Origin of the sequence: Bordetella trematum (genome assembly GCF_900078335.1) — a bacterium.
In the GTDB taxonomy this organism is placed as follows: Bacteria; Pseudomonadota; Gammaproteobacteria; order Burkholderiales; family Burkholderiaceae_B; genus Bordetella; species Bordetella trematum.
The window spans coordinates 91015-112670 of sequence record NZ_FKBR01000011.1 but is presented as its reverse complement, the minus strand read 5'-3'; the positions used below and the strand labels follow the sequence as shown (position 1 = coordinate 112670).

The 21656-nt window shown below is 65.5% G+C and carries 21 protein-coding genes; 18 read left to right on the top strand and 3 right to left on the bottom strand.

The window, feature by feature from the left end:
• Window positions 1-19: 19 nt before the first annotated feature.
• Genes mltA through A7V84_RS04660 form a run of 4 tightly spaced genes read left to right on the top strand, consistent with a single transcriptional unit; the run spans window position 20 to window position 4291 of the window.
• On the top strand, window positions 20-1306 hold the full coding sequence (gene mltA, locus A7V84_RS04675; RefSeq protein WP_025515136.1) for a murein transglycosylase A: 1287 nt from the start codon (window positions 20-22) through the stop codon (window positions 1304-1306).
• Window positions 1303-2472, top strand: a complete 1170-nt coding sequence (locus A7V84_RS04670) for a UbiH/UbiF family hydroxylase (RefSeq protein WP_033534376.1) — start codon at window positions 1303-1305, stop codon at window positions 2470-2472. Before mltA ends, A7V84_RS04670 begins: the two co-directional genes overlap by 4 nt.
• Before the next feature lie 54 nt (window positions 2473-2526).
• Entirely contained in the window at window positions 2527-3318 is a 792-nt protein-coding gene (locus tag A7V84_RS04665) for a DsbC family protein (protein ID WP_063492549.1), read from the top strand.
• Window positions 3319-3337: 19 nt separating this feature from the next.
• Window positions 3338-4291 (top strand): D-2-hydroxyacid dehydrogenase family protein, encoded by a 954-nt coding sequence (locus A7V84_RS04660; protein ID WP_025515140.1) that lies wholly within the window; start codon window positions 3338-3340, stop codon window positions 4289-4291.
• Here A7V84_RS04660 and ttcA read toward each other — a convergent pair.
• Both ttcA and folB read right to left on the bottom strand, forming a co-directional pair.
• The gene (ttcA, locus tag A7V84_RS04655) at window positions 4288-5247 is read right to left on the bottom strand and encodes a tRNA 2-thiocytidine(32) synthetase TtcA (protein ID WP_025515141.1); all 960 of its coding nucleotides are present in this window, start codon (window positions 5245-5247) and stop codon (window positions 4288-4290) included. The genes A7V84_RS04660 and ttcA overlap by 4 nt on opposite strands.
• A gap of 4 nt (window positions 5248-5251) precedes the next feature.
• Window positions 5252-5611 (bottom strand): dihydroneopterin aldolase, encoded by a 360-nt coding sequence (gene folB / locus A7V84_RS04650; RefSeq protein ID WP_025515142.1) that lies wholly within the window; start codon window positions 5609-5611, stop codon window positions 5252-5254.
• Window positions 5612-5732: 121 nt separating this feature from the next.
• Between folB and A7V84_RS04645 the strand changes: the two genes are divergently transcribed.
• Window positions 5733-6626 (top strand): NAD(P)/FAD-dependent oxidoreductase, encoded by an 894-nt coding sequence (locus A7V84_RS04645; protein ID WP_033534377.1) that lies wholly within the window; start codon window positions 5733-5735, stop codon window positions 6624-6626.
• Window positions 6627-6669: 43 nt separating this feature from the next.
• Here A7V84_RS04645 and A7V84_RS04640 read toward each other — a convergent pair whose 3' ends face one another.
• Window positions 6670-8430: a M61 family metallopeptidase gene (locus tag A7V84_RS04640; RefSeq protein ID WP_063491625.1), complete on the bottom strand. Its 1761-nt coding sequence runs from the start codon at window positions 8428-8430 to the stop codon at window positions 6670-6672.
• A 102-nt stretch (window positions 8431-8532) separates the two neighbouring features.
• On the opposite strand from A7V84_RS04640, the gene A7V84_RS04635 reads away from it, so the two are divergent.
• The 13 genes from A7V84_RS04635 (at window position 8533) to A7V84_RS04575 (ending at window position 21656) form a co-directional block, all read left to right on the top strand.
• Window positions 8533-9309 carry an enoyl-CoA hydratase gene (locus A7V84_RS04635; RefSeq protein ID WP_063491624.1) on the top strand — a complete coding sequence of 259 codons (777 nt, stop codon included), beginning with the start codon at window positions 8533-8535 and terminating at the stop codon, window positions 9307-9309.
• Window positions 9310-9886: 577 nt separating this feature from the next.
• Window positions 9887-10303 (top strand): ATP synthase subunit I, encoded by a 417-nt coding sequence (locus A7V84_RS04630; protein WP_025515149.1) that lies wholly within the window; start codon window positions 9887-9889, stop codon window positions 10301-10303.
• Between the two features lie 66 nt (window positions 10304-10369).
• Window positions 10370-11251, top strand: coding sequence for a F0F1 ATP synthase subunit A (atpB, locus tag A7V84_RS04625; protein WP_025515150.1), 882 nt, complete (start codon window positions 10370-10372; stop codon window positions 11249-11251).
• 116 nt (window positions 11252-11367) lie between these two features.
• Window positions 11368-11610, top strand: coding sequence for a F0F1 ATP synthase subunit C (gene atpE, locus A7V84_RS04620; RefSeq protein WP_003815363.1), 243 nt, complete (start codon window positions 11368-11370; stop codon window positions 11608-11610).
• A 131-nt stretch (window positions 11611-11741) separates the two neighbouring features.
• Entirely contained in the window at window positions 11742-12212 is a 471-nt protein-coding gene (locus A7V84_RS04615; RefSeq protein WP_025515167.1) for a F0F1 ATP synthase subunit B, read from the top strand.
• A 12-nt stretch (window positions 12213-12224) separates the two neighbouring features.
• Window positions 12225-12764 carry a F0F1 ATP synthase subunit delta gene (locus tag A7V84_RS04610; protein WP_025515169.1) on the top strand — a complete coding sequence of 180 codons (540 nt, stop codon included), beginning with the start codon at window positions 12225-12227 and terminating at the stop codon, window positions 12762-12764.
• A gap of 37 nt (window positions 12765-12801) precedes the next feature.
• Entirely contained in the window at window positions 12802-14343 is a 1542-nt protein-coding gene (gene atpA, locus A7V84_RS04605; RefSeq protein ID WP_025515171.1) for a F0F1 ATP synthase subunit alpha, read from the top strand.
• Between the two features lie 98 nt (window positions 14344-14441).
• Window positions 14442-15347, top strand: a complete 906-nt coding sequence (gene atpG / locus A7V84_RS04600) for a F0F1 ATP synthase subunit gamma (protein WP_025515172.1) — start codon at window positions 14442-14444, stop codon at window positions 15345-15347.
• A gap of 37 nt (window positions 15348-15384) precedes the next feature.
• On the top strand, window positions 15385-16785 hold the full coding sequence (atpD, locus tag A7V84_RS04595; RefSeq protein ID WP_025515174.1) for a F0F1 ATP synthase subunit beta: 1401 nt from the start codon (window positions 15385-15387) through the stop codon (window positions 16783-16785).
• Between the two features lie 9 nt (window positions 16786-16794).
• The gene (locus A7V84_RS04590; protein ID WP_025515175.1) at window positions 16795-17220 is read left to right on the top strand and encodes a F0F1 ATP synthase subunit epsilon; all 426 of its coding nucleotides are present in this window, start codon (window positions 16795-16797) and stop codon (window positions 17218-17220) included.
• Window positions 17221-17391: 171 nt separating this feature from the next.
• Window positions 17392-18099, top strand: coding sequence for a hypothetical protein (locus A7V84_RS04585; RefSeq protein WP_033534379.1), 708 nt, complete (start codon window positions 17392-17394; stop codon window positions 18097-18099).
• Between the two features lie 70 nt (window positions 18100-18169).
• Entirely contained in the window at window positions 18170-19246 is a 1077-nt protein-coding gene (gene hemE, locus A7V84_RS04580) for a uroporphyrinogen decarboxylase (RefSeq protein ID WP_063491623.1), read from the top strand.
• A 328-nt stretch (window positions 19247-19574) separates the two neighbouring features.
• The gene (locus A7V84_RS04575) at window positions 19575-21656 is read left to right on the top strand and encodes a primosomal protein N' (RefSeq protein WP_051348240.1); all 2082 of its coding nucleotides are present in this window, start codon (window positions 19575-19577) and stop codon (window positions 21654-21656) included.

Here is a 21656-nt window from a genome sequence, read left to right as displayed (position 1 = left end):
ACGGATGTCTTTCGCCACCATGAAACGCCTTCTTACCCTGACCCTGCTGTCGGCGCTGCTGGCGGCATGCTCCACGCCCGACATGGCGCCGCCTGCCGGCGAGGGCCCGGCCGCGAGCCTGCCAGAAGGCCCGCTGCGGGTGCCCGCGCTGGCCTCGCTGCCCGACACGGCGCCGCGTGCGCTGGCCGGGCGCTATCAACGCGCCGCCTGGTCGGAGCTGCCGGGCTGGGAAAGCGACGACCTGTCGCGCCTGTGGCCGCTGGTGCTGCGCAACTGCAAGGGCCTGATGCGCCCGACCTCGGGCAATCTGGCCGCCCCGGCGCGCGCCACGCCGCGCGCCTGGCAGCCGGTCTGTGCGGCCGCCGCCGATCCGGCGCGCGCGCCGGCCCCCGGCGACGCCGCGGCCGTCCGCCGCTTTCTGCAGACTCATCTGCAGCCCTGGCGCCTGAATGGCGCCGATGCACGGCCGGCCTCCAATACCGTCACCGGCTACTACGAGCCGCTGGTGCGCGGCTCGCGCGAACGCGGCGGGCGCTATCAATGGCCCCTGTACGCCGTGCCGGATGATCTGCTCATCATCGACCTGGGGTCCGTCTACCCTGATCTGGCCGGCAAGCGTGTGCGCGGCAAGCTCGACGGCCGCCGCGTGGTGCCCTATGACGCGCGGGCCGAGATCGAGGCCGGTTCGCGCAAGCCGCCGGCGCTGGTGTGGGTCGATGATCCGGTCGACAACTTTTTTCTTCAGGTGCAGGGGTCGGGCCGGGTGCTGCTGACCGACGGGCCGGACAAGGGCAAAACCATACGGGTCGCCTACGCCGATCACAATGGGCGGCCTTACGCGTCCATCGGCCGCTGGCTGATCGATCGTGGCGAACTCTCGGCCAACCAGGCTTCGATGCAGAACATCCGCGCCTGGGCGCAACGCAACCCGGCGCGCGTGCCGGAAATGCTCAACGCCAATCCGGCCGTGGTGTTCTTCCGCGAAGAGGCGGTCGATGATCCCGAGCAGGGGCCCAAGGGCGCCTATGCCATTCCGCTGGCAGCCGGGCGCGCCATCGCGGTCGATCCCACCTTCGTGCCGCTGGGTACGCCGGTCTACCTGAGCACCACTTATCCCGCCACCGATCGTCCCTTGCAGCGCCTGGTGTTCGCTCAGGACACGGGCACGGCCATCAAGGGCGCGGCGCGGGCCGATTACTACTGGGGCTTTGGCGAAGAGGCCGGGCAGCAGGCCGGCCGCATGAAGCAGCGCGGCCAGATGTGGCTGCTGTGGCCCAAGCAGGCCGGGGAGCCGTCGGCGCGATGACACCACAGATTCTCGTATGCGGGGCCGGCATCGTCGGCCTGTCCACGGCGCTGGCGCTGGCCCGGCGTCAGCAGCGCGTCACCTTGCTGGCGCCGCGTGCCCAGCTGGCGCCGGCCGAGCCCGATGTCTACCACCCGCGCGTCTACGCCATCTCGCCGGCCAGCCAGCGCTTTCTGGCGCAGCTGGGCATCTGGGATGCCATCCCCGAGGCGCGCCTGACCCCGGTGCGCGGCATGGAAATCTACGGCGATGGCGACGGCCGCGTCGAACTCAAGGCCTGGCAGGCGGCCCATGAACAGCTGGCCTGGATCGTTGAGTCGGGCGAGATCGAACGCGTGCTGCTGCAGGCGGTGCGCATGTTCGGCATTCCCTGGATCGAAGCGCGCGCCACTGGCTGGCGTCCCGGCGAGATCGAAACGGACGCCGGGCAACGTATCGCGGCCGAGCTGTTCATCGGCGCCGATGGCGCGGCCTCGCCGTTGCGCACGGCCGCCGGCCTCAAGCATGAAGCCCGTTCCTATGGCGACATCGGCCTGGTGGTGCACCTGGATGCCGAACTGCCGCACCATGGCACCGCCCTGCAATGGTTCCGCGACGATGGCGTGCTGGCGCTGCTGCCGCTGCCGGACACGCGCGACGGATCGCAGGTCTCCATGGTCTGGTCGATGCGCGAGGCGCAGGCCCGCGAGTTGCTGGCATTGCCCGCCGGGGAGCAGGCCGCCCAGCTTGAACGCCGCCTGCAGGAGGCCAGCCAGCAGCGTCTGGGTCGCCTGCGCGTGCGCAGCCGTCTGCACGGCTTCCCCCTGACCCTGGAGCAATCCCAGCCGGTGGCGCCCGGCATCGCCCTGGTGGGTGATGCCGCCCATCGCCTGCATCCGCTGGCCGGGCAGGGCCTGAACATGGGGTTGGGCGATGTCGAAGCGCTGGCCCGCGTGATCGCCGAGCGCGAGCCCTACCGCGCGGCGGGCGATCTGCGCGTATTGCGGCGCTACCAGCGCGCGCGCGCCGAGCCGGTGGCCGCCATGCGCCTGGCCACCGATGGCCTGCACCGCCTGTTTGCCGCCCACAATGCACCGATGGCCTTCCTGCGCAATGCCGGCATGCGGCTGGTCGATGACCTGCCGTTTCTCAAACGCCACCTTATCGAACAAGCCTCGCGCAACTGACCGCCGTTCGCGCCCTCTCTGGAGCCTCACCGCATGAAAGCCCGTTTCGCCGTCATGGGCCTCGGTTTTCTTCTGGCAAGTCTGGGTCTGCCGGGCGCTGCTGCCCAGGCCCAGCAGGCCCCCCAGGACAAGGTCTATTCGACCCAGCCCGGGCAGGCGGCGGCAGCCGACAAGGTCTATGGCACGCGCTCCCTGCAGCCGGACGATCCGGCCGCCGACGAAGTCAGGAAGCGGTTCAAGCTGCGCTTCACCGACATGGAGGTGGTGGCCGTCAAGCGCACCCCCTATGGCCTGTTCGAAGTGCAGGTCGGCACCGACATGATCTACACCGATGAGGGCGTGACCTGGGTCATGCTGGGGCCGCTCATCGACGCGGCCACCCGGCGCGACGTCACGCGCGCCAACCAGGAGCGCGCCAGCGCCATGGCGTTTTCCGAGCTGCCGCTGGATCTCGCCCTCAGGCAGGTCCAGGGCAAGGGCACGCGCAAGCTGGCTGTCTTCGAAGACCCCAATTGCGGCTACTGCAAGCAATTGCGCCAGACGCTCAAGCAACTCGATGACGTGACCATCTACACCTTCATGTATCCCATCCTGTCGCCCGACTCGAACCGCAAGGTGCGTGATGTCTGGTGCGCCGACGATCCGGGCAAGAGCTGGGATGACTGGATGCTCAGCGGGCAGCGCCCGTCTGCTGCGCAGTGCGATGCGCCGGTGGACGCCATGGTGGCGCTGGGGCGCCGGCTGATGGTGCGAGGCACGCCCACCGTGTTTTTCGAGAATGGCACGCGCGCAAGCGGCGCCATGTCGCTGGATCAACTCAAGGCGCGCCTGCAGGCCGCGCGCTGACCCTGCCCGGAGTCGCCTCATGAAGATCGCCCTGCTGGATGACTACCACGATGTGGCGCTGCGCTACGCCGACTGGTCCGTGCTGGATGCGGAGGTGACGGCCTTGCGCGATCCGCTGCCCGAAGGCGCGGCGCGCATCGAGGCCTTGCTGCCTTTCGACGTGGTGGTGGCCATGCGCGAGCGCACGCCTTTCCCGGCCGAGCTGATCCGGGCCCTGCCGCAGCTCAAGTTGCTGGTCACCACGGGCCTGCGCAACCAGGCCATCGACATGGCGGCGGCCTCGGCAAGCGGCGTGCTGGTCTGCGGCGCGCCCGGCAGCGCCGAGGCGGCCGGCGCCACCGCCGAACTGGCCTGGGCGCACCTGCTGGCCCTGTTCAAGCATCTGCCCCAGGAAGACGCGGCCATGCGCCGCGGCATGTGGCAGACCGGCATGCCGCAACCTCTGGCCGGCAAGCGCCTGGGCGTGCTGGGCCTGGGCAAGCTGGGTCAGGCCGTGGCCCGGGTGGGCCAGGCTTTCGGCATGGATGTGGTGGCCTGGAGCCCCAACCTGACCGACGAGCGCGCCGCCCAGGCGGGTGTGCGGCGGCTCGACAAGGCCGAGCTGTTCGCCACGGCGGACGCCGTCAGCATCCACCTGGTGCTCAGCGAGCGCACGCGCGGGGTGGTCGACGCCGAATCGCTGGCCGCCATGAAGCCGACGGCCTATCTGGTCAACACTTCGCGTGCGGGGCTGGTCGACCAGAGCGCGCTGATGGACGCGCTGGACAAGCGCCGTATCGCCGGCGCGGGGCTTGACGTCTATCCGCAAGAACCGCTGCCGCCGATGGATCCGCTGCGCGATCGCGATAACGTCATCCTCACCCCGCACCTGGGTTATGTCAGCCAGTCCAACTTCGAGGCCTTCTACCGCAACGCGCTCAAGGCCGTGCTGGCCTGGCAGGCCGGCACGCCGGTTCATGTCTTGAACGCCTAGCGCGTCCGGCTGAACACCAGGGCCTGCTCCTGCAGGCCTTCCTGGGCGTTTTGCGGTGCGTCGTCGCTACAGGGAGCGGCGGGCAGGTCGGGCTCATCGAAGGCGATATCGCCATTGGCGTCCGGCACGCCGGTGGGCCTGAGGCCCACGAAATCGAACAGTTCGCGATCCATCAGGTGCGAGGGCACCACGCGCGAAAGCGCATTGAACACATTCCAGGAGCGTCCCGGATACTTGCGATCCCATTCCTGGATCATGCGCGAGACTTCCTTGCGCTTGAGGTTTTCCTGAGAGCCGCAAAGGTTGCACGGAATGATCGGAAACTGCTTGAGCTCGGCGTAGGCGATGAGGTCTGTCTCGGCCACGTAGGCCAGAGGCCGGATCACGGTGTGGCGGCCGTCGTCGGAGACCAGCTTGGGCGGCATGCCCTTGAGCTTGCCGCCATAGAACAGGTTCAGGAACAGCGTGCCCAGGATGTCGTCGCGATGGTGGCCCAGGGCGATCTTGGTGGCGCCCAGCTCGTCGGCCACCCGATACAGGATGCCGCGGCGCAGGCGCGAGCACAGCGAGCACATGGTCTTGCCTTCGGCCAGCACCCGCGTGACGATCGAATAGGTGTCCTGGGTTTCGATGTGGAACGGCACGCCCAGCCCGCTCAGGTACTCGGGCAGGATCTCGGCCGGAAAGCCGGGCTGTTTCTGGTCCAGGTTGACCGCGATCAGTTCGAAGCGGAAGGGCGCGCGCTTTTGCAGCGCCATCAGGATGTCCAGCATGGCATAGGAATCCTTGCCGCCGGACAGGCAGACCATGACGCGGTCGCCCTCTTCGATCATGTTGTAGTCGGACAGGGCGCGAGTGGTCTCGCGCGCCAGGCGCTTGGTCAGCTTGTTGCCCTCGTAGCGGGCTTTTTCCTCGGCCGGGCTGCGCGCCGGGCGTTCGATTCCGGGGGTGCTCATGATGTCAGCGGTTGATCTGGATTTCCACGCCGACGGCGTTGCAGTCGGAAAAGGCCATGGGCTTGCTGATGCGCAGGCGCAGCGCGCGGATTTCCGCGAAGTCGGCCAGCAACCGTTCGGCCACCTGCTCGGACAGCGTTTCGATCAGATTGACGTGGGCCTGGGTGCACTGCTGCACGATGGCTTCGCGCAGGCGACGGTAGTCCAGCACGCTGTGGATATCCTGGTCATCGACATTGCGCGTGATGTCGATATCGAACTCGGCATCGACATGCAGGGGCTGGGTGGCGCGGCGTTCGTGCTCGAGGATGCCGATGCGGGCATCCAGGGCCAGGCCGGAAATGAAAATTCGGCGGGTGGGCATGGTCAACTCGGGGCAGAAGAATCCGGGATTGTACGGCCGCTGGCGGCGGGGGCTGACTACAATCGGTGGTGCTCCATGCAGACAGGCGCCTTTGCGGCGCGTTCAAGGAAGAAACAGGAAGATGCGGCAGTTCTATGATGCGGTCATTGTGGGTGCGGGCCCGGCCGGCGCGTCATGCGCGGTGTGGTTGGCGCACCTGGGCCTGGCGCCGGTGCTGATCGAAGCCTCCGGGCAGGTGGGCGGCCTGGCTGCCCACAATCCTTTCCCGGATGACTGGATCGTGGCTGCGCCGGGCGTGACCGGCCAGGAAGTGGCCCAGCGTATCGGCCTCAGCCTGACGCACGCCGGGGTGCCGCTGCATTGCGATGCGCCGGCGCAGGAGGTTGTGCCCTGTGAGGGAGGCATTGCGCTGGCCGCTGGCGATGCGCGGGCGCCCCAATGGTTTCATGGCCGCTGCCTGGTGATCGCCACCGGCGTTCGCGCCCGCGGCCTGCCGGGCCATCCGCCCCAGGCCCGCTGGCCCGGCGTGCTGATCGGGCCGGGTTCGTCCATCGTGGCCCAGGATTACGCCGGCCTGTCGGTGGCGGTGCTGGGCGGTGGCGACAACGCCTTCGAGAATTTTGTCTATGTGCGCAACCGCGGCGCGCGGCGGGTGCATTTGTATGCGCGCAGCGTCCGGGCGCAGCAGCAGTGGGTGCAGCGCGCCGGCCGCGACGGCGTGAGCGTCGGGCCCTACGAGGTCGACCCGGCCGCGCGCACGGTCAACGGCCAGCCCTACGACCTGATCCTGGTGTTCTACGGCTGGGAGCCGCAGGCCGGTTTCGCCGATGGGCTGGCGCTGGCGCGCGATGCGCGCGGCTACATCCAGACCGATGCCGCGACGGCGCGCACCAGCCTGCCCGATGTCTATGCCATCGGCGAGGTCGCCAACCGGGCCCATCCCTGCGTGGTCACGGCCATGGCCGACGGCGTGGTGGCCGCCAAGGATATCCAGCGCCGCTGGGAGCGGAGCTGAGGCCTGCTGCGGGCTTGCGCGACCCGGACCGGCGGGCGATCTGTCAGCGGCGGCTGAGCTCGCAATCCAGCGCTTCGGGCGCGCCCAGGCGTACCCGATAGCTGCGCAGTTCGTCGCGCCGGAACACGTGCACCCGCAGCCGGTCTCCCGCGCGATAGCGCGCCAGCAGCGGCTCCAGACCCCCGGCCGGGTCGACCTTGATGCCATCGATGGCGACCAGCACGTCGCCGGCCGACAGGCCGCCGCGATGCGCAGCCCCGCCCTCGAATACCGTCGCCAGGACCAGCGCGTCGCCCTGGCGGCGCGTGCGGACATCGAGCGTGCAACCTTCGCCGCCCTGCCAGCGCAGCGAGATGCCCTGTCCGGCCAGCAGATCGGCCAGCGGCAGGTCGTCGGTGCCGTAGGCATAGCGCTGGATGAAGCGCGCCGTGTCCACGCCGGTTGCCTCGCGGATCAGTCCCGGCAGCGCGTCTTCGTCCAGGCCGGCTTGCTGGCCGCGATAGAAATCGCGTCCGAAGCGCTGCCACAGCAGTCGCATCACATCATCCAGCGAGTGCGCGTTGCCGCTCTCGCGACGGATCAGCAGATCCAGGCCCAGCGCCACCAGCGAACCCTTGGTGTAGTAGCTCACCAGCGCGTTGGGTGAATTCTCGTCCTGCTTGTAGTAGCGGGTCCAGGCATCGAAGGAGCTTTCGGCTACCGATTGCTTGTGACGCCCGGGGCTGCGCATCACTCCGCTGATGGTTTTGCCCAGCAGGCGCAGATAGTCGGCTTCGGTAATGGCCTGGGAACGCAGCAGCAGCAGATCGTCGTAGTAGGACGTGAAGCCTTCGAAGACCCACAGCAGGCGGGTCAGGTCGGGGCGTTGCAGATCGTAGGGCACGAACGCCGCCGGCTTGATGCGCTTGACGTTCCAGGTATGGAAGTACTCGTGGCTCACCAGGCCCAGGAAATTGCGATAGCCCTCGCTCTGGCCATCCTGGCCGATGACCGGCAGGTCCTTGCGCGCGGCCATGAGCGCGGTGCTGGCGCGATGCTCCAGGCCGCCATAGCCGTCGCCGGTCACCATGGTCATGAAGACATAGCGATCGGCGCTGTCGAGGAAAGGCGCCCGCCGTGAGCGCGGCTCGAAGAAGGCGATCTGGGTCTCGCAGATGCGTCGCACGTCGCGCGCAATGCGGGCCAGATCCAGTTGCGGGATCACGCCGGTGAAGACCAGTTCATGCAGGGCGCCGTGGGCCTCGAAGCGCGCCACCTGCGGCGTGCCCATCTCCACGGGATGGTCGATCAGGGCATCGTAGTCGGGCGCTTCGTAGCGGCCAAAACCATGGCGTCTTGCCCCGTGCCGCCCGCCCGACAGGGGCAGGCTGGTGTAGACCTTCCAGCCGCGCGCCTGGTCCGGCGCCTGCAGGTCCAGCAGGCAGCGGCGCTGCTCCTGGCCGTGCACGCGCAGAAAGACGCTGGTGCCGTTGAAAAAGCCGTGGGTCTCGTCCAGGTGCGCACTGCGCACCGACAGATCCCAGGCATAGACGGTGTATTCGACTTCCAGCGGCCCGTCGCAGGGGTCGATGCGCCAGGTGTGGTTGTCCAGTTTGTGGCTGCCCAGCACCTGCTTGCCGGCGCGGGCCGTGAGCGTTTCGATCTGGCGCGAGAAATCGCGGATCAGGTAGCTGCCGGGAATCCAGGCCGGCAGCGACAACTGCTGGCCCAGCGGATCCGGCTGCGGCACCGTTAGGGTTATCCGGTAGCGGTGGCCCGCCAGGTCGAAGGGCTCGAGGCGGTACAGTATGGCGTTGTCGTTCATTCCAGAACCTGCTCAGCAAAATGGCCTGGACCATTTTAGTGCCGGCAGGCTCTACTATCCGTATTCCCCAAGCTTCGTTCAACTTCGCAGGAGACATTCACAATGAGCGAGTCGTTTGTTTTGGTTGAAACCCGTGGCCGGGTTGGCCTGTTGACCCTGAACCGGCCCAAGGCCCTCAATGCCTTGAACGATCAGCTCATGGATGAGTTGGGAGCGGCCCTGCTGGCTTTCGAAGCGGACGCGGGTATTGGCGCGATCGTCATCACCGGCAGCGAGAAAGCCTTCGCCGCCGGCGCGGACATCGGCGCCATGAAGGACTGGTCGTACATGGATGTGTACGGCACCGACTACATCAGCCGCAACTGGGAAACCCTCAAGCGCATCCGCAAGCCCGTGATCGCCGCAGTGGCCGGATATGCACTGGGTGGCGGTTGCGAGCTGGCCATGATGTGCGACATCATCATCGCTGCGGACAGCGCCCGTTTCGGCCAGCCGGAGATCAAGCTGGGCGTGATCCCGGGTGCCGGCGGCACTCAGCGCCTGACGCATGCCGTGGGCAAGGCCAAGGCCATGGATCTGGTCCTGACGGCCCGCATGATGGGGGCCGAGGAGGCCGAGCGCGCCGGCCTGGTCTCGCGCGTGGTCCCGGCCGACAAGCTGCTGGACGAGGCGCTGGAGGCCGCCACCGTGATCGCCTCCATGTCGCTGCCATCGGCCATGATGGCCAAGGAGTGCGTCAACCGAGCCTTCGAGACCCCCCTGAATGAAGGCCTGTTGTTCGAGCGCCGGGTGTTCCACTCGCTGTTCGCCACCGAAGATCAGAAAGAAGGCATGGCTGCCTTCGTCGAGAAGCGCAAGCCCGACTTCAAGCACCGTTGAGCTGGGGCCGGCCGCCGGCCGGCCCGCAAGGCCGCTGTCCGACTTTGATGGGTAGCGGCCTTTTTCTTCTTAATCCGACAAATTTGCCGTTGTTTTGTGTCGGTGGCGCAACATTCTGGCGAGGTTAAACGGGTCTGAAGGCTTGCCGGGCGGACAGCGGGGGGGCCGTTCTCCCTGTAGGAAGCCGGCGCTCGTCGGGCGCGGCCCTTGAAATGGCTGTTGCCGCCCCTATCTTGCGGCGCCGATTAGATTTGTCTGTGGAATTGCTTTCAAGCTATACTTTCGCGGTTTGACGCTTGCGGGATAACACGTAGCTTAAAAAGCTGCGCCCAGGCGGCCATAGCAAAATTAGGCGGAAACGCAAAGAGAGGCCACGATCAGCGGCCCGATTCCCGTCCGGGGCCTGTCCACAGGCAATCGGGCGTTTTTACCGGGGTTCTGAACGGCCAGCAATGGTCGGTGCGGTGCCGGGTGAGCGATACGGGATCGGCACTGAGAACAGGTCTTGAAAGCAGCGGGCCCGATTGCCCTGCGGTCATTCGCAGTGGCGCGAGGGCGGGCTCAGCGGGGATGCTTGATGCAGAAGAGTTTGGTACTTACCGATGCCGACCGCGCGGCGATCAATGCGCGGGCCTGCCGGGAGCTCTTCATGGCCGTTTTGGCTCAGGGGCTCATGGGACTCGTGGCGGCAGCAATCGCGGGGATTGTTGCAGGAACGGCGGCGGCGACGTCGGCGTTATTGGGAGCGGGGGCATATTTCTTGCCCAATGCCTTGTTTGCATTGCGCTTGCTCATTAACGTCGTCAGGTCCGTGCGGCCCAATCCAGCGACATTTTTCTTTGGCGAACTGGTCAAGCTATTCATGACAGCACTGCTGTTGTGGCTGATCTGGTACTACACGCAGGCCTGGTTGGTGTGGCCCGCGGTATTGCTGGGGCTTATCCTGACGCTCAAGGGCTACCTCGTACTGCTGATGTTTCGCAAACTGTCTTAGCGCAATTAACCATCGTGCGCTCCGCGACGCAAGTCGTGGCGCACTGCAAACAGGGTAGGATTTCACATGGCCGCAGCCAGTGGCGCATCGCCTCAGTCCGAGTACATTCAGCACCACCTGGTGCACCTGAACAACCTGGGTGAGAAGCAATCCGTCATCGCCCAGTTCGACGTCGTCAACTATGACTCGATGTTCTGGTCCTTGCTGATGGGGTTGATCGTCGTTTTCTGCCTGTGGATGGTCGCCCGCCGCGCAACCGCGGGCGTGCCGGGCCGCTTCCAGGCATTCATCGAGATGATCGTCGGCATGGTCGATGACCAGGCCAAGAGCATCGTCAACAACCCCACCAGCCGCCTGTTCGTGACGCCGCTGGCGCTCACCGTGTTCCTCTGGATCATCCTGATGAACATGCTGGACCTGCTGCCGGTGGACCTGCTGCCGACCATCTGGCGCCTGACCGGCCTGGGAGCCGAGCATGGCGATCCCCTGTACTACCACCGTATTCTGCCGACCGCCGACCTGAACATCCCGATGGGCATGTCGCTGGGCGTGCTGCTGCTGATGCTGTACTACGGCATCAAGATCAAGCACCCGGGCGGTTTCGTCAAAGAATTGTTCGCTGCCCCCTTCCATGGGCATGGCCTGGCCGCCATCGTGCTGGCCCCGTTCAACCTGCTGCTGAACCTGATCGAGTACGCCGCCAAGGCCGTGTCGCTGGGCATGCGGTTGTTCGGCAACATGTTTGCCGGCGAACTGATCTTCATGCTGATCGCCCTGTTGGGCGGCGCCTGGACCGGCTTGAATGCCGCCAGCATCGGTTTGGGTATCGGGCAGGTGCTGGCCGGTTCGGTGTGGGCCATCTTCCACATCCTGATCGTCCTGTTGCAAGCGTTCATCTTCATGATGCTGACTCTGGTGTATATCGGTCAGGCTCACGAAGGTCATTGATCCCAATTTTCGGCGCCTGTCGCAGTGGCGGGCGCCGATGGCAAGATTTTCTTGCATTCCAGCAGTACCCGTTTCCTACATTTTTTTGATTTCAGATTTTTAACCAAGGAGTTGTCATGACCAACGTCGCTTTCGTTGCTCTCGCTTGCGGTCTCATCATCGGTCTGGGCGCTATCGGCGCTTGCATCGGTATCGCACTGATGGGTGGCAAGTACCTGGAAGCCTCGGCTCGTCAGCCTGAACTGATGAACGCGCTGCAAACCAAGATGTTCCTGCTGGCCGGCCTGATCGACGCGGCGTTCCTGATCGGCGTGGGTATCGCCATGCTGTTCGCCTTCGCCAACCCCTTCGTTGGTTAAAGGCCCCGCCCGCCGGCTTATGGGCGGGCCCGCAGCCGGGCGTGGCGCATGGCGCCGCGCACCGGCAAGTATCGAGTGCTCCGAGCCGCTCTTTCGGGTAGCCGGGGCCGCAAGGTGTTAAAGGAACGACCGTGAATCTGAACGCGACAATCTTTTTCCAGATGATCGTGTTCTTCGTTCTGGGCTGGTTCACGATGAAATTCGTGTGGCCGCCCCTGACGAAGGCGATCGAAGAGCGCCGCCAAAAAATCGCCGACGGCCTTGCCGCCGCCGAGAAAGGGAAAGCCGACCTGGCCCAGGCCCAAGCGCGCGTCAGTCTGATCGAAGCTTCTGCCAAGTCTGAAACTCATGCTCGCATTGTCGACGCCGAGAAGCAAGCCGCTGTCCTGATCGAACAGGCCCGCCGCGAAGCCGAGGCCGAGCGTGCCCGCATCATTGCTCAAGCTGCCCAAGATGCTGCTCAGGAAGCCCAGCGTGCGCGCGATTCGCTGCGTGACGCCGTTGCTGCATTGGCTGTTCAGGGTGCTGAGCAGATTCTCAAGCGCGAGGTGGATGCCCGCGCCCATGCCGAGCTGCTGACCCAGCTCAAGGCGCAGCTTTAATCCGGGAACGTCATGGCTGAACTTTCCACTGTTGCCCGCCCCTACGCCGAAGCGTTGTTCGGCGCTGCGTGCGACGACAAGGCTGGCCTGGCTGCCTGGGCCGACCTCGTCGGCGAGCTGGCCCAGGTTGCCGAGAACCCTGACGTGCGCGAGGTGATGTCCGACCCGCGTCTGGAGAACGCCCAGCGCGTCGAGGTTTTCACCAGCCTGATCAAATCGTCGTTGCCGCAGGCCGTGCGCAATTTCATCGAACTGTTGGTCGAGAATGACCGGCTGCTGCTGTTGCCGATCATCGCCACCCAGTTCGTCGCGTTGAAGAATCGTCGCGAAGGCACGGCGCAGGCGGAAATCACCAGCGCGTTCGAAATGAGCGAGGCCCAGGTCTCTGAGCTCGTCGGCGCGCTCGAAGTCAAATTCGGTCTCAAGCTCAAGCCGCATGTCACCGTCGATCATTCCCTCATCGGCGGCGTGCGTGTGGCTGTCGGCGACCAGGTGCTCGATACTTCCGTGAAAGCCCAACTGGCCCGCTTGCGCGATACGCTGGCCGCCTGAAAAGGCACGCGAGACTAACAGGATTCCAGGAGTCAATATGCAACTCAATCCCTCCGAGATCAGCGAACTGCTCAAGAGCCGCATCGAGGGCCTGGGCGCTTCGACTGATGTTCGTACCCAAGGTACCGTCGTCTCCGTGACCGACGGCATCACCCGCATCCACGGTCTGTCCGACGTGATGCAGGGCGAAATGCTCGAGTTCCCCAACAACGTTTTCGGTCTGGCGCTCAACCTTGAACGCGATTCCGTCGGCGCCGTGATTCTGGGCGACTACACGGGCGTTTCCGAAGGCGACCAGGTCAAGACGACCGGCCGCATTCTCGAAGTGCCGGTCGGCCCCGAATTGAAGGGCCGCGTGGTCAACACGCTGGGCATGCCCATCGACGGCAAAGGCCCGATCAACACCAAAGAAACCGACATCATCGAGAAAGTGGCTCCCGGCGTTATCGCCCGCCGCTCGGTGTCGCAACCGCTGCAGACCGGTATCAAGGCCATCGACTCGATGGTGCCGATCGGTCGTGGCCAGCGCGAACTGATCATCGGTGACCGCCAAACGGGCAAGACCGCCGTGGCTGTCGACACCATCATCAGCCAGAAGGGCAAGGGCGTCACTTGCGTGTACGTCGCCATCGGCCAGAAGGCGTCGACCATCAACAACGTGGTGCGCAAGCTCGAAGAGCACGGCGCCATGGAATACACCATCGTCGTGGCCGCCTCGGCCTCCGACTCGGCCGCCATGCAGTACCTGGCTGCCTACGCCGGTTGCACGATGGGCGAATACTTCCGTGATCGTGGCGAAGACGCCCTGATCATCTATGACGATCTGACCAAGCAAGCCTGGGCCTATCGCCAGGTGTCGCTGCTGCTGCGCCGTCCGCCGGGCCGCGAAGCCTACCCGGGCGACGTCTTCTACCTGCACTCGCGTCTGCTCGAGCGCGCCGCTCGCGTGAACGAAGAGTACGTCGAGAAGTTCACCAACGGCGCCGTCAAGGGCAAGACCGGCTCGCTGACCGCGCTGCCGATCATCGAAACGCAGGCCGGCGACGTGTCCGCCTTCGTTCCGACCAACGTGATCTCGATCACCGACGGCCAGATCTTCCTGGAAACCGACCTGTTCAACGCCGGTGTCCGTCCCGCCATCAACGCCGGTATTTCGGTGTCGCGTGTGGGTGGCGCCGCTCAGACCAAGGTCATCAAGAAGCTGTCCGGCGGTATCCGTACCGACCTGGCGCAGTACCGTGAACTGGCCGCCTTCGCGCAGTTCGCCTCCGACCTGGACGACGCGACCCGTCGCCAGCTCGAGCGCGGCAAGCGTGTGGTGGAACTGCTCAAGCAGCCGCAATACCAGCCGCTGCAGGTGTGGGAACTGGCCGTGTCGCTGTACACCGTGAACAACGGCTACCTGGATGACGTGGACGTGGCTCAGGTGCTGTCCTTCGAGAAGTCCCTCAAGGATTTCCTCAAGGCCAAGCATGCCGCGCTGATCCAGCGCATCGAAGACACCAAGGAACTGTCCAAGGACGACGAGGCCGAATTGGCCGCCGCTGTCCAGGATTTCAAGAAGCACGGTGCTTTTTAAGGCAAGTTCTGGCGTAGTCGATGGGTTAACGCCCATCCTACGGTAGGGCGGGAAAGGCCTCAGGCCGGACCCGCCAGCCGTCTCAACAGGAAAGCGCAATGCCCGGAATCAAGGAAATCCGAACCAAGATCAAGAGCGTGCAGAACACGCGCAAGATCACCAAGGCGATGGAAATGGTCGCCGCGTCCAAGATGCGCAAGGCGCAGGAACGGATGCGCGCCGGTCGTCCGTACGCCACCAAGGTGCGCGAGATCGCCGCGCACCTGATGCAGGCCAACCCCGAGTATCACCACCCTTATCTTCACGAGCGTGAAGTCAAGTCGGTGGGCGTGGTGCTGGTCACCACCGACAAGGGGCTGTGTGGCGGCCTGAACACCAACGTCAGCCGTCTGACCCTGTCGCGCCTGAAGGACTTCGATGCGAAGAACATCAAGGTGCAGACGACCGCCTTCGGGAACAAGGGCCTCGGCCTGCTGACCCGTATCGGTGCCAAACTGGTGTCGCAGGAAACCCAGCTGGGCGACAAGCCCGACCTGGATCGCCTGCTGGGCGCCATCAAGGTCCAGCTGGACGACTACCTGGAAGGCCGCATCGACGCGCTGTACGTCGCGACCACCCGCTTCGTCAATACGATGAAGCAGGAGCCGGTGTTCCTGCGTCTGCTGCCCCTGGCGTCGGGTTTGGATGATCCTTTCCAGTCGGGCATGGAGCTGCTGGATGGCACCACCGAAGTCAAGTCCGACTATAGCTGGGACTATATCTACGAACCGGACGCCAAGAGCGTGATCGACGATCTGCTGCAGCGCTACGTCGAAGGCCTGCTGTATCAAGCCGTGGCCGAGAACATGGCTTCGGAGCAGTCCGCTCGTATGGTCGCCATGAAGGCCGCGTCGGACAACGCCAAGAAGGTCATCGCCGATCTCCAGCTGGTCTACAACAAGACCCGTCAGGCCGCGATCACCAAGGAAATTTCGGAAATCGTAGGGGGCGCTGCCGCGGTGTAAACCGGGCAGTATCCCGTCAAAATATCAAGGAATCGACATGAGCAACGGAACCATCGTTCAGTGCATCGGCGCCGTGGTGGACATTCAGTTCCCCCGCGATGAAATGCCCAAGATCTACGAGGCGCTCACCCTGGCTGACGAGGGTTCCTCGTTTGCCGAAAAGGGTCTGACGCTGGAAGTGCAACAACAGCTGGGCGACGGCGTGGTGCGTACCATTGCGCTGGGCTCCAGCGACGGTCTGCGTCGCGGCATGGCCGTGGCCCGTACCGGCGCGCCGATCTCGGTGCCCGTCGGTCACGGCACCCTGGGTCGCATCATGGACGTGCTGGGTCGTCCGATCGACGAAGCCGGCCCCATCGCCAGCGAAGAAAAGCGCTCGATCCACCAGCCGGCCCCGAAGTTCGACGAACTGTCGCCCTCGGTTGAGCTGCTGGAAACCGGCATCAAGGTGATTGACCTGGTGTGCCCGTTCGCCAAGGGCGGCAAGGTCGGTCTGTTCGGCGGCGCCGGTGTGGGCAAGACCGTCAACATGATGGAGCTGATCAACAACATCGCCAAGCAGCACAGCGGTCTGTCCGTGTTTGCCGGCGTGGGTGAGCGTACCCGCGAAGGCAACGACTTCTACCACGAAATGGAAGAGTCGAACGTGCTGGACAAGGTCGCCATGGTGTTCGGTCAGATGAACGAGCCCCCGGGCAACCGTCTGCGCGTGGCCCTGACCGGCCTGACGATGGCCGAGAAGTTCCGTGACGAAGGTCGCGACATCCTGTTCTTCGTGGACAACATCTACCGCTACACGCTGGCCGGTACCGAAGTGTCCGCCCTGCTGGGTCGTATGCCGTCGGCCGTGGGCTACCAGCCCACCCTGGCCGAGGAAATGGGCGTGCTGCAAGAGCGCATCACCTCCACCAAGACCGGCTCGATCACGTCCATCCAGGCCGTTTACGTCCCTGCCGATGACTTGACCGACCCGTCGCCGGCCACGACCTTCCAGCACTTGGACTCGACCGTCGTGCTGTCGCGTGACATCGCCGCCCTGGGTATCTACCCGGCCGTCGATCCGCTCGACTCCTCCAGCCGCCAGCTCGACCCGCAAGTCGTGGGCGAAGAGCACTACCAGGTGGCCCGTGGCGTGCAGCAGACGCTGCAGCGCTACAAGGAACTGCGCGACATCATCGCCATTCTGGGCATGGACGAACTGTCGCCGGAAGACAAGCAGGCCGTGGCGCGTGCTCGTAAGATCCAGCGCTTCCTGTCGCAGCCTTTCCACGTGGCCGAAGTGTTTACCGGTTCGCCGGGCAAGTACGTGCCGCTGGCCGAAACCATCCGTGGTTTCAAGATGATCGTCGAAGGCGAGTGCGATGCGCTGCCCGAGCAGGCCTTCTACATGGTTGGCTCGATTGATGAGGCCTTCGAGAAGGCCAAGAAACTGCAATAAGGAACCATTATGGCTACCCTGCATGTCGATGTGGTCAGCGCGGAGGAAGCGATCTTCAACGGTGAGGCGAAGTTCGTGGTCCTGCCTGGCGAGTCGGGCGAGCTGGGCATTCTGCCCGGGCATACCCCGCTCATTTCGCGCATCCGCCCCGGGACGGTCAAAATCGTCCGTGCCGACGAAGGCGAGGAAAACATCTTCGTCGCTGGGGGCATTCTGGAAGTGCAGCCTGGCAGCGTGACGGTACTGGTCGATACGGCCATCCGTGCTGCCGACCTGGACGAAGCCCGCGCTGTCGAGGCACGCAAGAAGGCCGAAGAGGCCTTGAGCAATGCTAAGAGCAGCGAGGACATCGCCGTGGTCGAAGCCGAGCTGGCCATGCTGGCCGCTCAGGCTGCCGCCGCACGCCGTCTGCGTCAGGGCCGCAACTCGCACTGAGTCCGGCTCCCGCAAACGGGGATCAAGCAAGGCGGCCTTCGGGCCGCCTTGTGCTTTGTGCGGTGTGTTTTTGCCAGTGCGTAGTTGCCGTATTGTGGCTGGCGCGTCTTTTCCTACCCCAAGATGCTCGCGTAGCCTTTCCGCTCATCCTTGGAAAGAGAGGAAAAGCCGATGCGTGACACTTACGATTGCGCCGTCGTATTGATCCCCGGCCATGGCCCCTGGCTGCAGCAATGGTTGCGACGCCACCAGGGCCAGAGCCTGCGCGCCGGGCATCCCCGCCTGTTCCCCCAGCTTCCCGAATGCGCCGGGCAGCAGGCCAGCACGGTCTGGCTGCGCGCCTCGGCCTTGTCCCTGCGCCGCTTCGATGCCTGCCTGCTGCCCGTGGAGGCGGCTACGCTGTCGTGGGTCCGCACGGCCCTGTCGGTGGCCCGGCAGGAGTTGAGCACGCCCGTGCTGGCCCTGGTCGAGGGCGTGGGCGCCATCGCCGTACGGGATCTGCTGCGCTTGGGCCTGGAGGACTTCCTGCGCCCGGAATGCCCGGATGAGCTGCGCCTGCGGGTGGCGCTGGCGGCCAGCCGGCGCCAGCGCCAGCCAGCGCCAGACTGGGCGCCTGCTGCCGAGCTGTCCGAGCCGGCCGCCGAGCCGGCGCTGGACGCCTCCCTGCTGGACACCCCTTTCGGCGCGGCCAAGGCGCGGGTGGTGGGGCACTTCGAGCGCACCTATCTGCACTGCAGCCTGGCGCGTCATGAGGGCAATGTCACCCAGGCGGCGCGAGCGGCGGCCAAGCATCGGCGCGCCTTCTGGGCCTTGATGCGCAAGCACCGCATCCAGGCTGCCCCCTACCGGGAGCAGGCCCGCGACCGAGATCCGGGCTAGCGCGGCGGCGAGTTCGCCCGGACGGCGGCAGGAGGCTAAAATCGGGGGCTACCTGTCATAGAGGAAAGTCGTGACTGCCGTCCTGAAGAACGATGTGTTCCTGCGCGCCTTGCTGCGTGAACCCGTGCCCTACACCCCGATCTGGCTCATGCGTCAGGCCGGCCGCTATCTGCCCGAGTACAAGGCCACGCGTGCCCGTGCGGGTTCTTTCATGGGCCTGGCCCAAAATACGGAGTACGCCACCGAGGTCACGCTGCAACCCCTGGAGCGCTTCGAGCTTGACGCGGCCATTCTGTTCTCGGACATCCTTACCGTTCCTGATGCCATGGGCCTGGGCCTGGATTTCGTCCAAGGCGAAGGTCCTCGTTTTGCGCACCCTCTCCGTGACGAGGCCGATGTGGCCCGTCTGGCGGTGCCCGACATGGACAAGCTGCGCTATGTGTTCGACGCTGTGGCCAGCATCCGCCGCGCCCTCGATGGACGTGTGCCCCTGATAGGCTTTGCCGGCAGCCCCTGGACCATCGCCTGCTACATGGTCGAAGGGCGCGGCAGCACTGATTACCGCCAGATCAAGACCATGCTCTATGCACGGCCGGATCTGCTGCATCGCATCCTGGAAATCAATGCCGAGGCGACCTGCCGCTATCTGAATGCCCAGATCGACGCCGGCGCGCAGGCCGTGATGATTTTCGACAGCTGGGGCGGCGTCCTGGCCGACGGGCTCTACCAGGCGTTTTCCCTGGCCTACACGCGCAAGGTCATCGCCGGCCTCAAGCGCGAGCATGAAGGCCGCCGCGTGCCGGTGATCGCCTTCACCAAGGGTGGCGGCCAGTGGCTCGAAGACATCGCCGCCAGCAGCTGCGACGCCATGGGGCTGGATTGGACCGTAAACCTGGGTCAGGCGCGTGCGCGCGTGGGCGATGCGGTGGCCTTGCAGGGCAACCTGGATCCCATGACGCTGTTCGGTTCGGCCGAGGCGATCCGCGCCGAGGCGCGCCGTACGCTGGACAGTTTCGGGCCGGTTGGCCAGGGCGGGCATGTCTTCAATCTGGGTCACGGCATTTCGCAGTTCACTCCACCCGAAGCGGTTACCGAACTGGTCGACGAAGTCCACAGCTACAGCCGCCGTCTGCATGCGAGTAAGTGACTACTAGCGGGATAAGAGGCGCGGCCATGGCCCGCCTTTCCCAAGTTGTGCACAGCAAGAGTGGCTCCGCAGCAAAGCGTAAACGCTTCGTCACAAGCTTGTAATTTCGATTTAAGTCCATGAAATTAAATCGAAAATATGGTTTTTGCGGCGCTGCGGAAAATTTTCGGCGCGAATCGAAAATCCGGCAGAGAGGTTTCTCCGGCGGTTTTCCCCAAAGTTATCCACAGGCTGGCAAAAGTCTGTGGCTTCTCCTCTGGCGGCGCGGCGCTTAGCGGCGACTTCCAGAATCTACTTTAAGTGGCAACGATCTTGAACATGAGTCGGCATGGCTGAAATTCCTGGCGTCTGGCTGCGCGTCGCCCTCGATGTGCCGCTGCCCGGTCCCTTCGACTACCGGGCGCCGGCGGGCGTGAGCGCGCAGGAACTGGCGCCGGGCAGTCGTGTGATCGTCCCCTTCGGGCGACGCAAGTTGATCGGGGTGGTACTGGAGTTGCCCGCGGCGCCGTCCATCGATGCCGCCCAGGTGCGCGAGATCGAACAGGTGCTGCAGGATCTGCCACCCTTTCCGGCGGATTGGATGCGTCTGGCGCGGTTTGCCGCCGAGTACTATCAGCGGCCGCTGGGCGAAGTCATGCTGCCGGTGCTGCCGCCGCCCTTGCGCAAGCCCGCCGCCTATCAAGGCAAGCGCTCTGGTCTGGGGCCGGTGGCCCGCATGGACGCGCGCAAGCCGCGCAAGGCGGCCCTGGCGGTCGCCCCGGATGCGCCGCCGGCGCTCAATGAGGCTCAGCAGGCAGCCGTGCAGGCCATCCAGGCGATCGAAGGGTTCAAGCCGGTGCTGCTCCACGGCGTGACCGGCAGCGGCAAGACCGAGGTCTATCTGCACGCGGCCGGCAAGGCGCTGGCCGCCGGTCGGCAGGTGCTGTTCATGGTGCCGGAAATCAACCTGACGCCGCAGCTGGAGGCCGCCTTGCGCGCCCGGCTGGAGGCGCTGGTAGGCGTGGATGGCCTGGCGGTGCTGCACAGCGGCCTGGCCGACGGCGAGCGCCTGCAGGCCTGGGCACGGGTGCAACGGGGCCAGGCGCGCATGCTGCTGGGCACCCGGATGTCGATCTTCGCGCCGATGCCGCAGCTGGGGCTCATCATCGTCGACGAAGAACACGATGCCTCGTACAAGCAGCAGGAAGGTCTGCGCTACTCGGCGCGTGATCTGGCTGTCTGGCGCGCCCACGATCTCGGCATCCCGGTGGTGCTGGGTTCGGCCACGCCGTCGCTGGAAAGCTGGCACCATGCCGAGCGCGGGCGCTATCTGCGTCTGAGCCTGGCGAGCCGGGCGCGCAGTGCCGAGCTGCCGCGCGTGCGCCTGATCGATACCCGCCGCCTGCCGCTCAAGAATGGCCTGGCGCCGCAGCTGCTGGATGCCATCGGCGAGCGCCTGGAGCGCGGCGAGCAGGCGCTGGTGTTTCTGAACCGGCGCGGCTATGCGCCGGTGCTGCATTGCGCCTCCTGCGGATGGGTCACGAATTGCCCGCGCTGCTCGGCCTATACGGTACTGCATCGCGCCAGCCCCGGCGGCTACCGGCTGCAGTGCCACCATTGCGGTTATCAGGCGCCGGTGCCGCGAGCCTGTCCGGATTGTGGTGACCAGGATCTGCAGCCCATGGGGCGCGGCACCCAGCGCATCGAAGAGCATCTGGCGGAGTGGTTTCCCGAGGCCCGCATCGCGCGCATCGATGCCGACAGCACGCGCCGCAAAGGCAGCGCGCAGGCCTTGTTCGCCTCGGTGCATGCCGGCGAGGTCGACATCCTGGTGGGCACGCAGATGGTGGCCAAGGGGCATGATTTCTCCCGCCTCGGCCTGGTCGGGGTACTGAATGCGGACTCGATGCTTTATGCACAGGATTTCCGTGCGCCGGAACGCTTGTTCGCGCAACTGATGCAGGTCGCCGGGCGGGCGGGACGCCATACGGGCGGCGGAGAGGTCCTGATCCAGACGGGCTATCCCGAGCAGCCGGTCTATCAGGCCCTGATGCGTCACGACTATGCCGGCTTTGCGCGGCACTCGCTCGAGGAGCGCGAGGCCATGGGGCTGCCGCCGTTCGCCTTTCAGGCCTTGCTGACCGCCGAGGCGCGCGAGATTGCGCAGGCCCTGGCCTACCTGCAGGCCGCGCGCGACGCGGGCGAACGGCTGGGGGCGCAGTTGGGCGACGGCTCGCTCATCACGCTCTATGATCCGGTGCCGTTGCGCATCGTGCGCGTGGCCAACGTCGAGCGCGCCCAGCTGCTGGTGGAAAGCAGCAGCCGCCCTGCGCTGCAGGCCTTTCTGCCGGGCTGGGGGGACTGGCTGGCGCATCTGGCCGGCGAAGCGCGGGTGCGCTGGCAGCTTGAGGTCGACCCCATGGAGATCTGA

What these genes read in the sequence shown, in the direction of transcription:
- folB (WP_025515142.1), bottom strand. Translation starts at nt 5,611, where the DNA reads ATGCCCACCCGCCGAATTTTCATTTCCGGCCTGGCCCTGGATGCCCGC.
- A7V84_RS04645 (WP_033534377.1), top strand. Translation starts at nt 5,733, where the DNA reads ATGCGGCAGTTCTATGATGCGGTCATTGTGGGTGCGGGCCCGGCCGGC.
- A7V84_RS04635 (WP_063491624.1), top strand. Translation starts at nt 8,533, where the DNA reads ATGAGCGAGTCGTTTGTTTTGGTTGAAACCCGTGGCCGGGTTGGCCTG.
- atpG (WP_025515172.1), top strand. Translation starts at nt 14,442, where the DNA reads ATGCCCGGAATCAAGGAAATCCGAACCAAGATCAAGAGCGTGCAGAAC.
- ttcA (WP_025515141.1), bottom strand. Translation starts at nt 5,247, where the DNA reads ATGAGCACCCCCGGAATCGAACGCCCGGCGCGCAGCCCGGCCGAGGAA.
- A7V84_RS04575 (WP_051348240.1), top strand. Translation starts at nt 19,575, where the DNA reads ATGGCTGAAATTCCTGGCGTCTGGCTGCGCGTCGCCCTCGATGTGCCG.
- A7V84_RS04670 (WP_033534376.1), top strand. Translation starts at nt 1,303, where the DNA reads ATGACACCACAGATTCTCGTATGCGGGGCCGGCATCGTCGGCCTGTCC.
- A7V84_RS04640 (WP_063491625.1), bottom strand. Translation starts at nt 8,430, where the DNA reads ATGAACGACAACGCCATACTGTACCGCCTCGAGCCCTTCGACCTGGCG.
- atpD (WP_025515174.1), top strand. Translation starts at nt 15,385, where the DNA reads ATGAGCAACGGAACCATCGTTCAGTGCATCGGCGCCGTGGTGGACATT.
- A7V84_RS04630 (WP_025515149.1), top strand. Translation starts at nt 9,887, where the DNA reads ATGCAGAAGAGTTTGGTACTTACCGATGCCGACCGCGCGGCGATCAAT.
- A7V84_RS04660 (WP_025515140.1), top strand. Translation starts at nt 3,338, where the DNA reads ATGAAGATCGCCCTGCTGGATGACTACCACGATGTGGCGCTGCGCTAC.
- atpB (WP_025515150.1), top strand. Translation starts at nt 10,370, where the DNA reads ATGGCCGCAGCCAGTGGCGCATCGCCTCAGTCCGAGTACATTCAGCAC.
- mltA (WP_025515136.1), top strand. Translation starts at nt 20, where the DNA reads ATGAAACGCCTTCTTACCCTGACCCTGCTGTCGGCGCTGCTGGCGGCA.
- atpA (WP_025515171.1), top strand. Translation starts at nt 12,802, where the DNA reads ATGCAACTCAATCCCTCCGAGATCAGCGAACTGCTCAAGAGCCGCATC.
- A7V84_RS04585 (WP_033534379.1), top strand. Translation starts at nt 17,392, where the DNA reads ATGCGTGACACTTACGATTGCGCCGTCGTATTGATCCCCGGCCATGGC.
- atpE (WP_003815363.1), top strand. Translation starts at nt 11,368, where the DNA reads ATGACCAACGTCGCTTTCGTTGCTCTCGCTTGCGGTCTCATCATCGGT.
- A7V84_RS04665 (WP_063492549.1), top strand. Translation starts at nt 2,527, where the DNA reads ATGGGCCTCGGTTTTCTTCTGGCAAGTCTGGGTCTGCCGGGCGCTGCT.
- A7V84_RS04590 (WP_025515175.1), top strand. Translation starts at nt 16,795, where the DNA reads ATGGCTACCCTGCATGTCGATGTGGTCAGCGCGGAGGAAGCGATCTTC.
- A7V84_RS04610 (WP_025515169.1), top strand. Translation starts at nt 12,225, where the DNA reads ATGGCTGAACTTTCCACTGTTGCCCGCCCCTACGCCGAAGCGTTGTTC.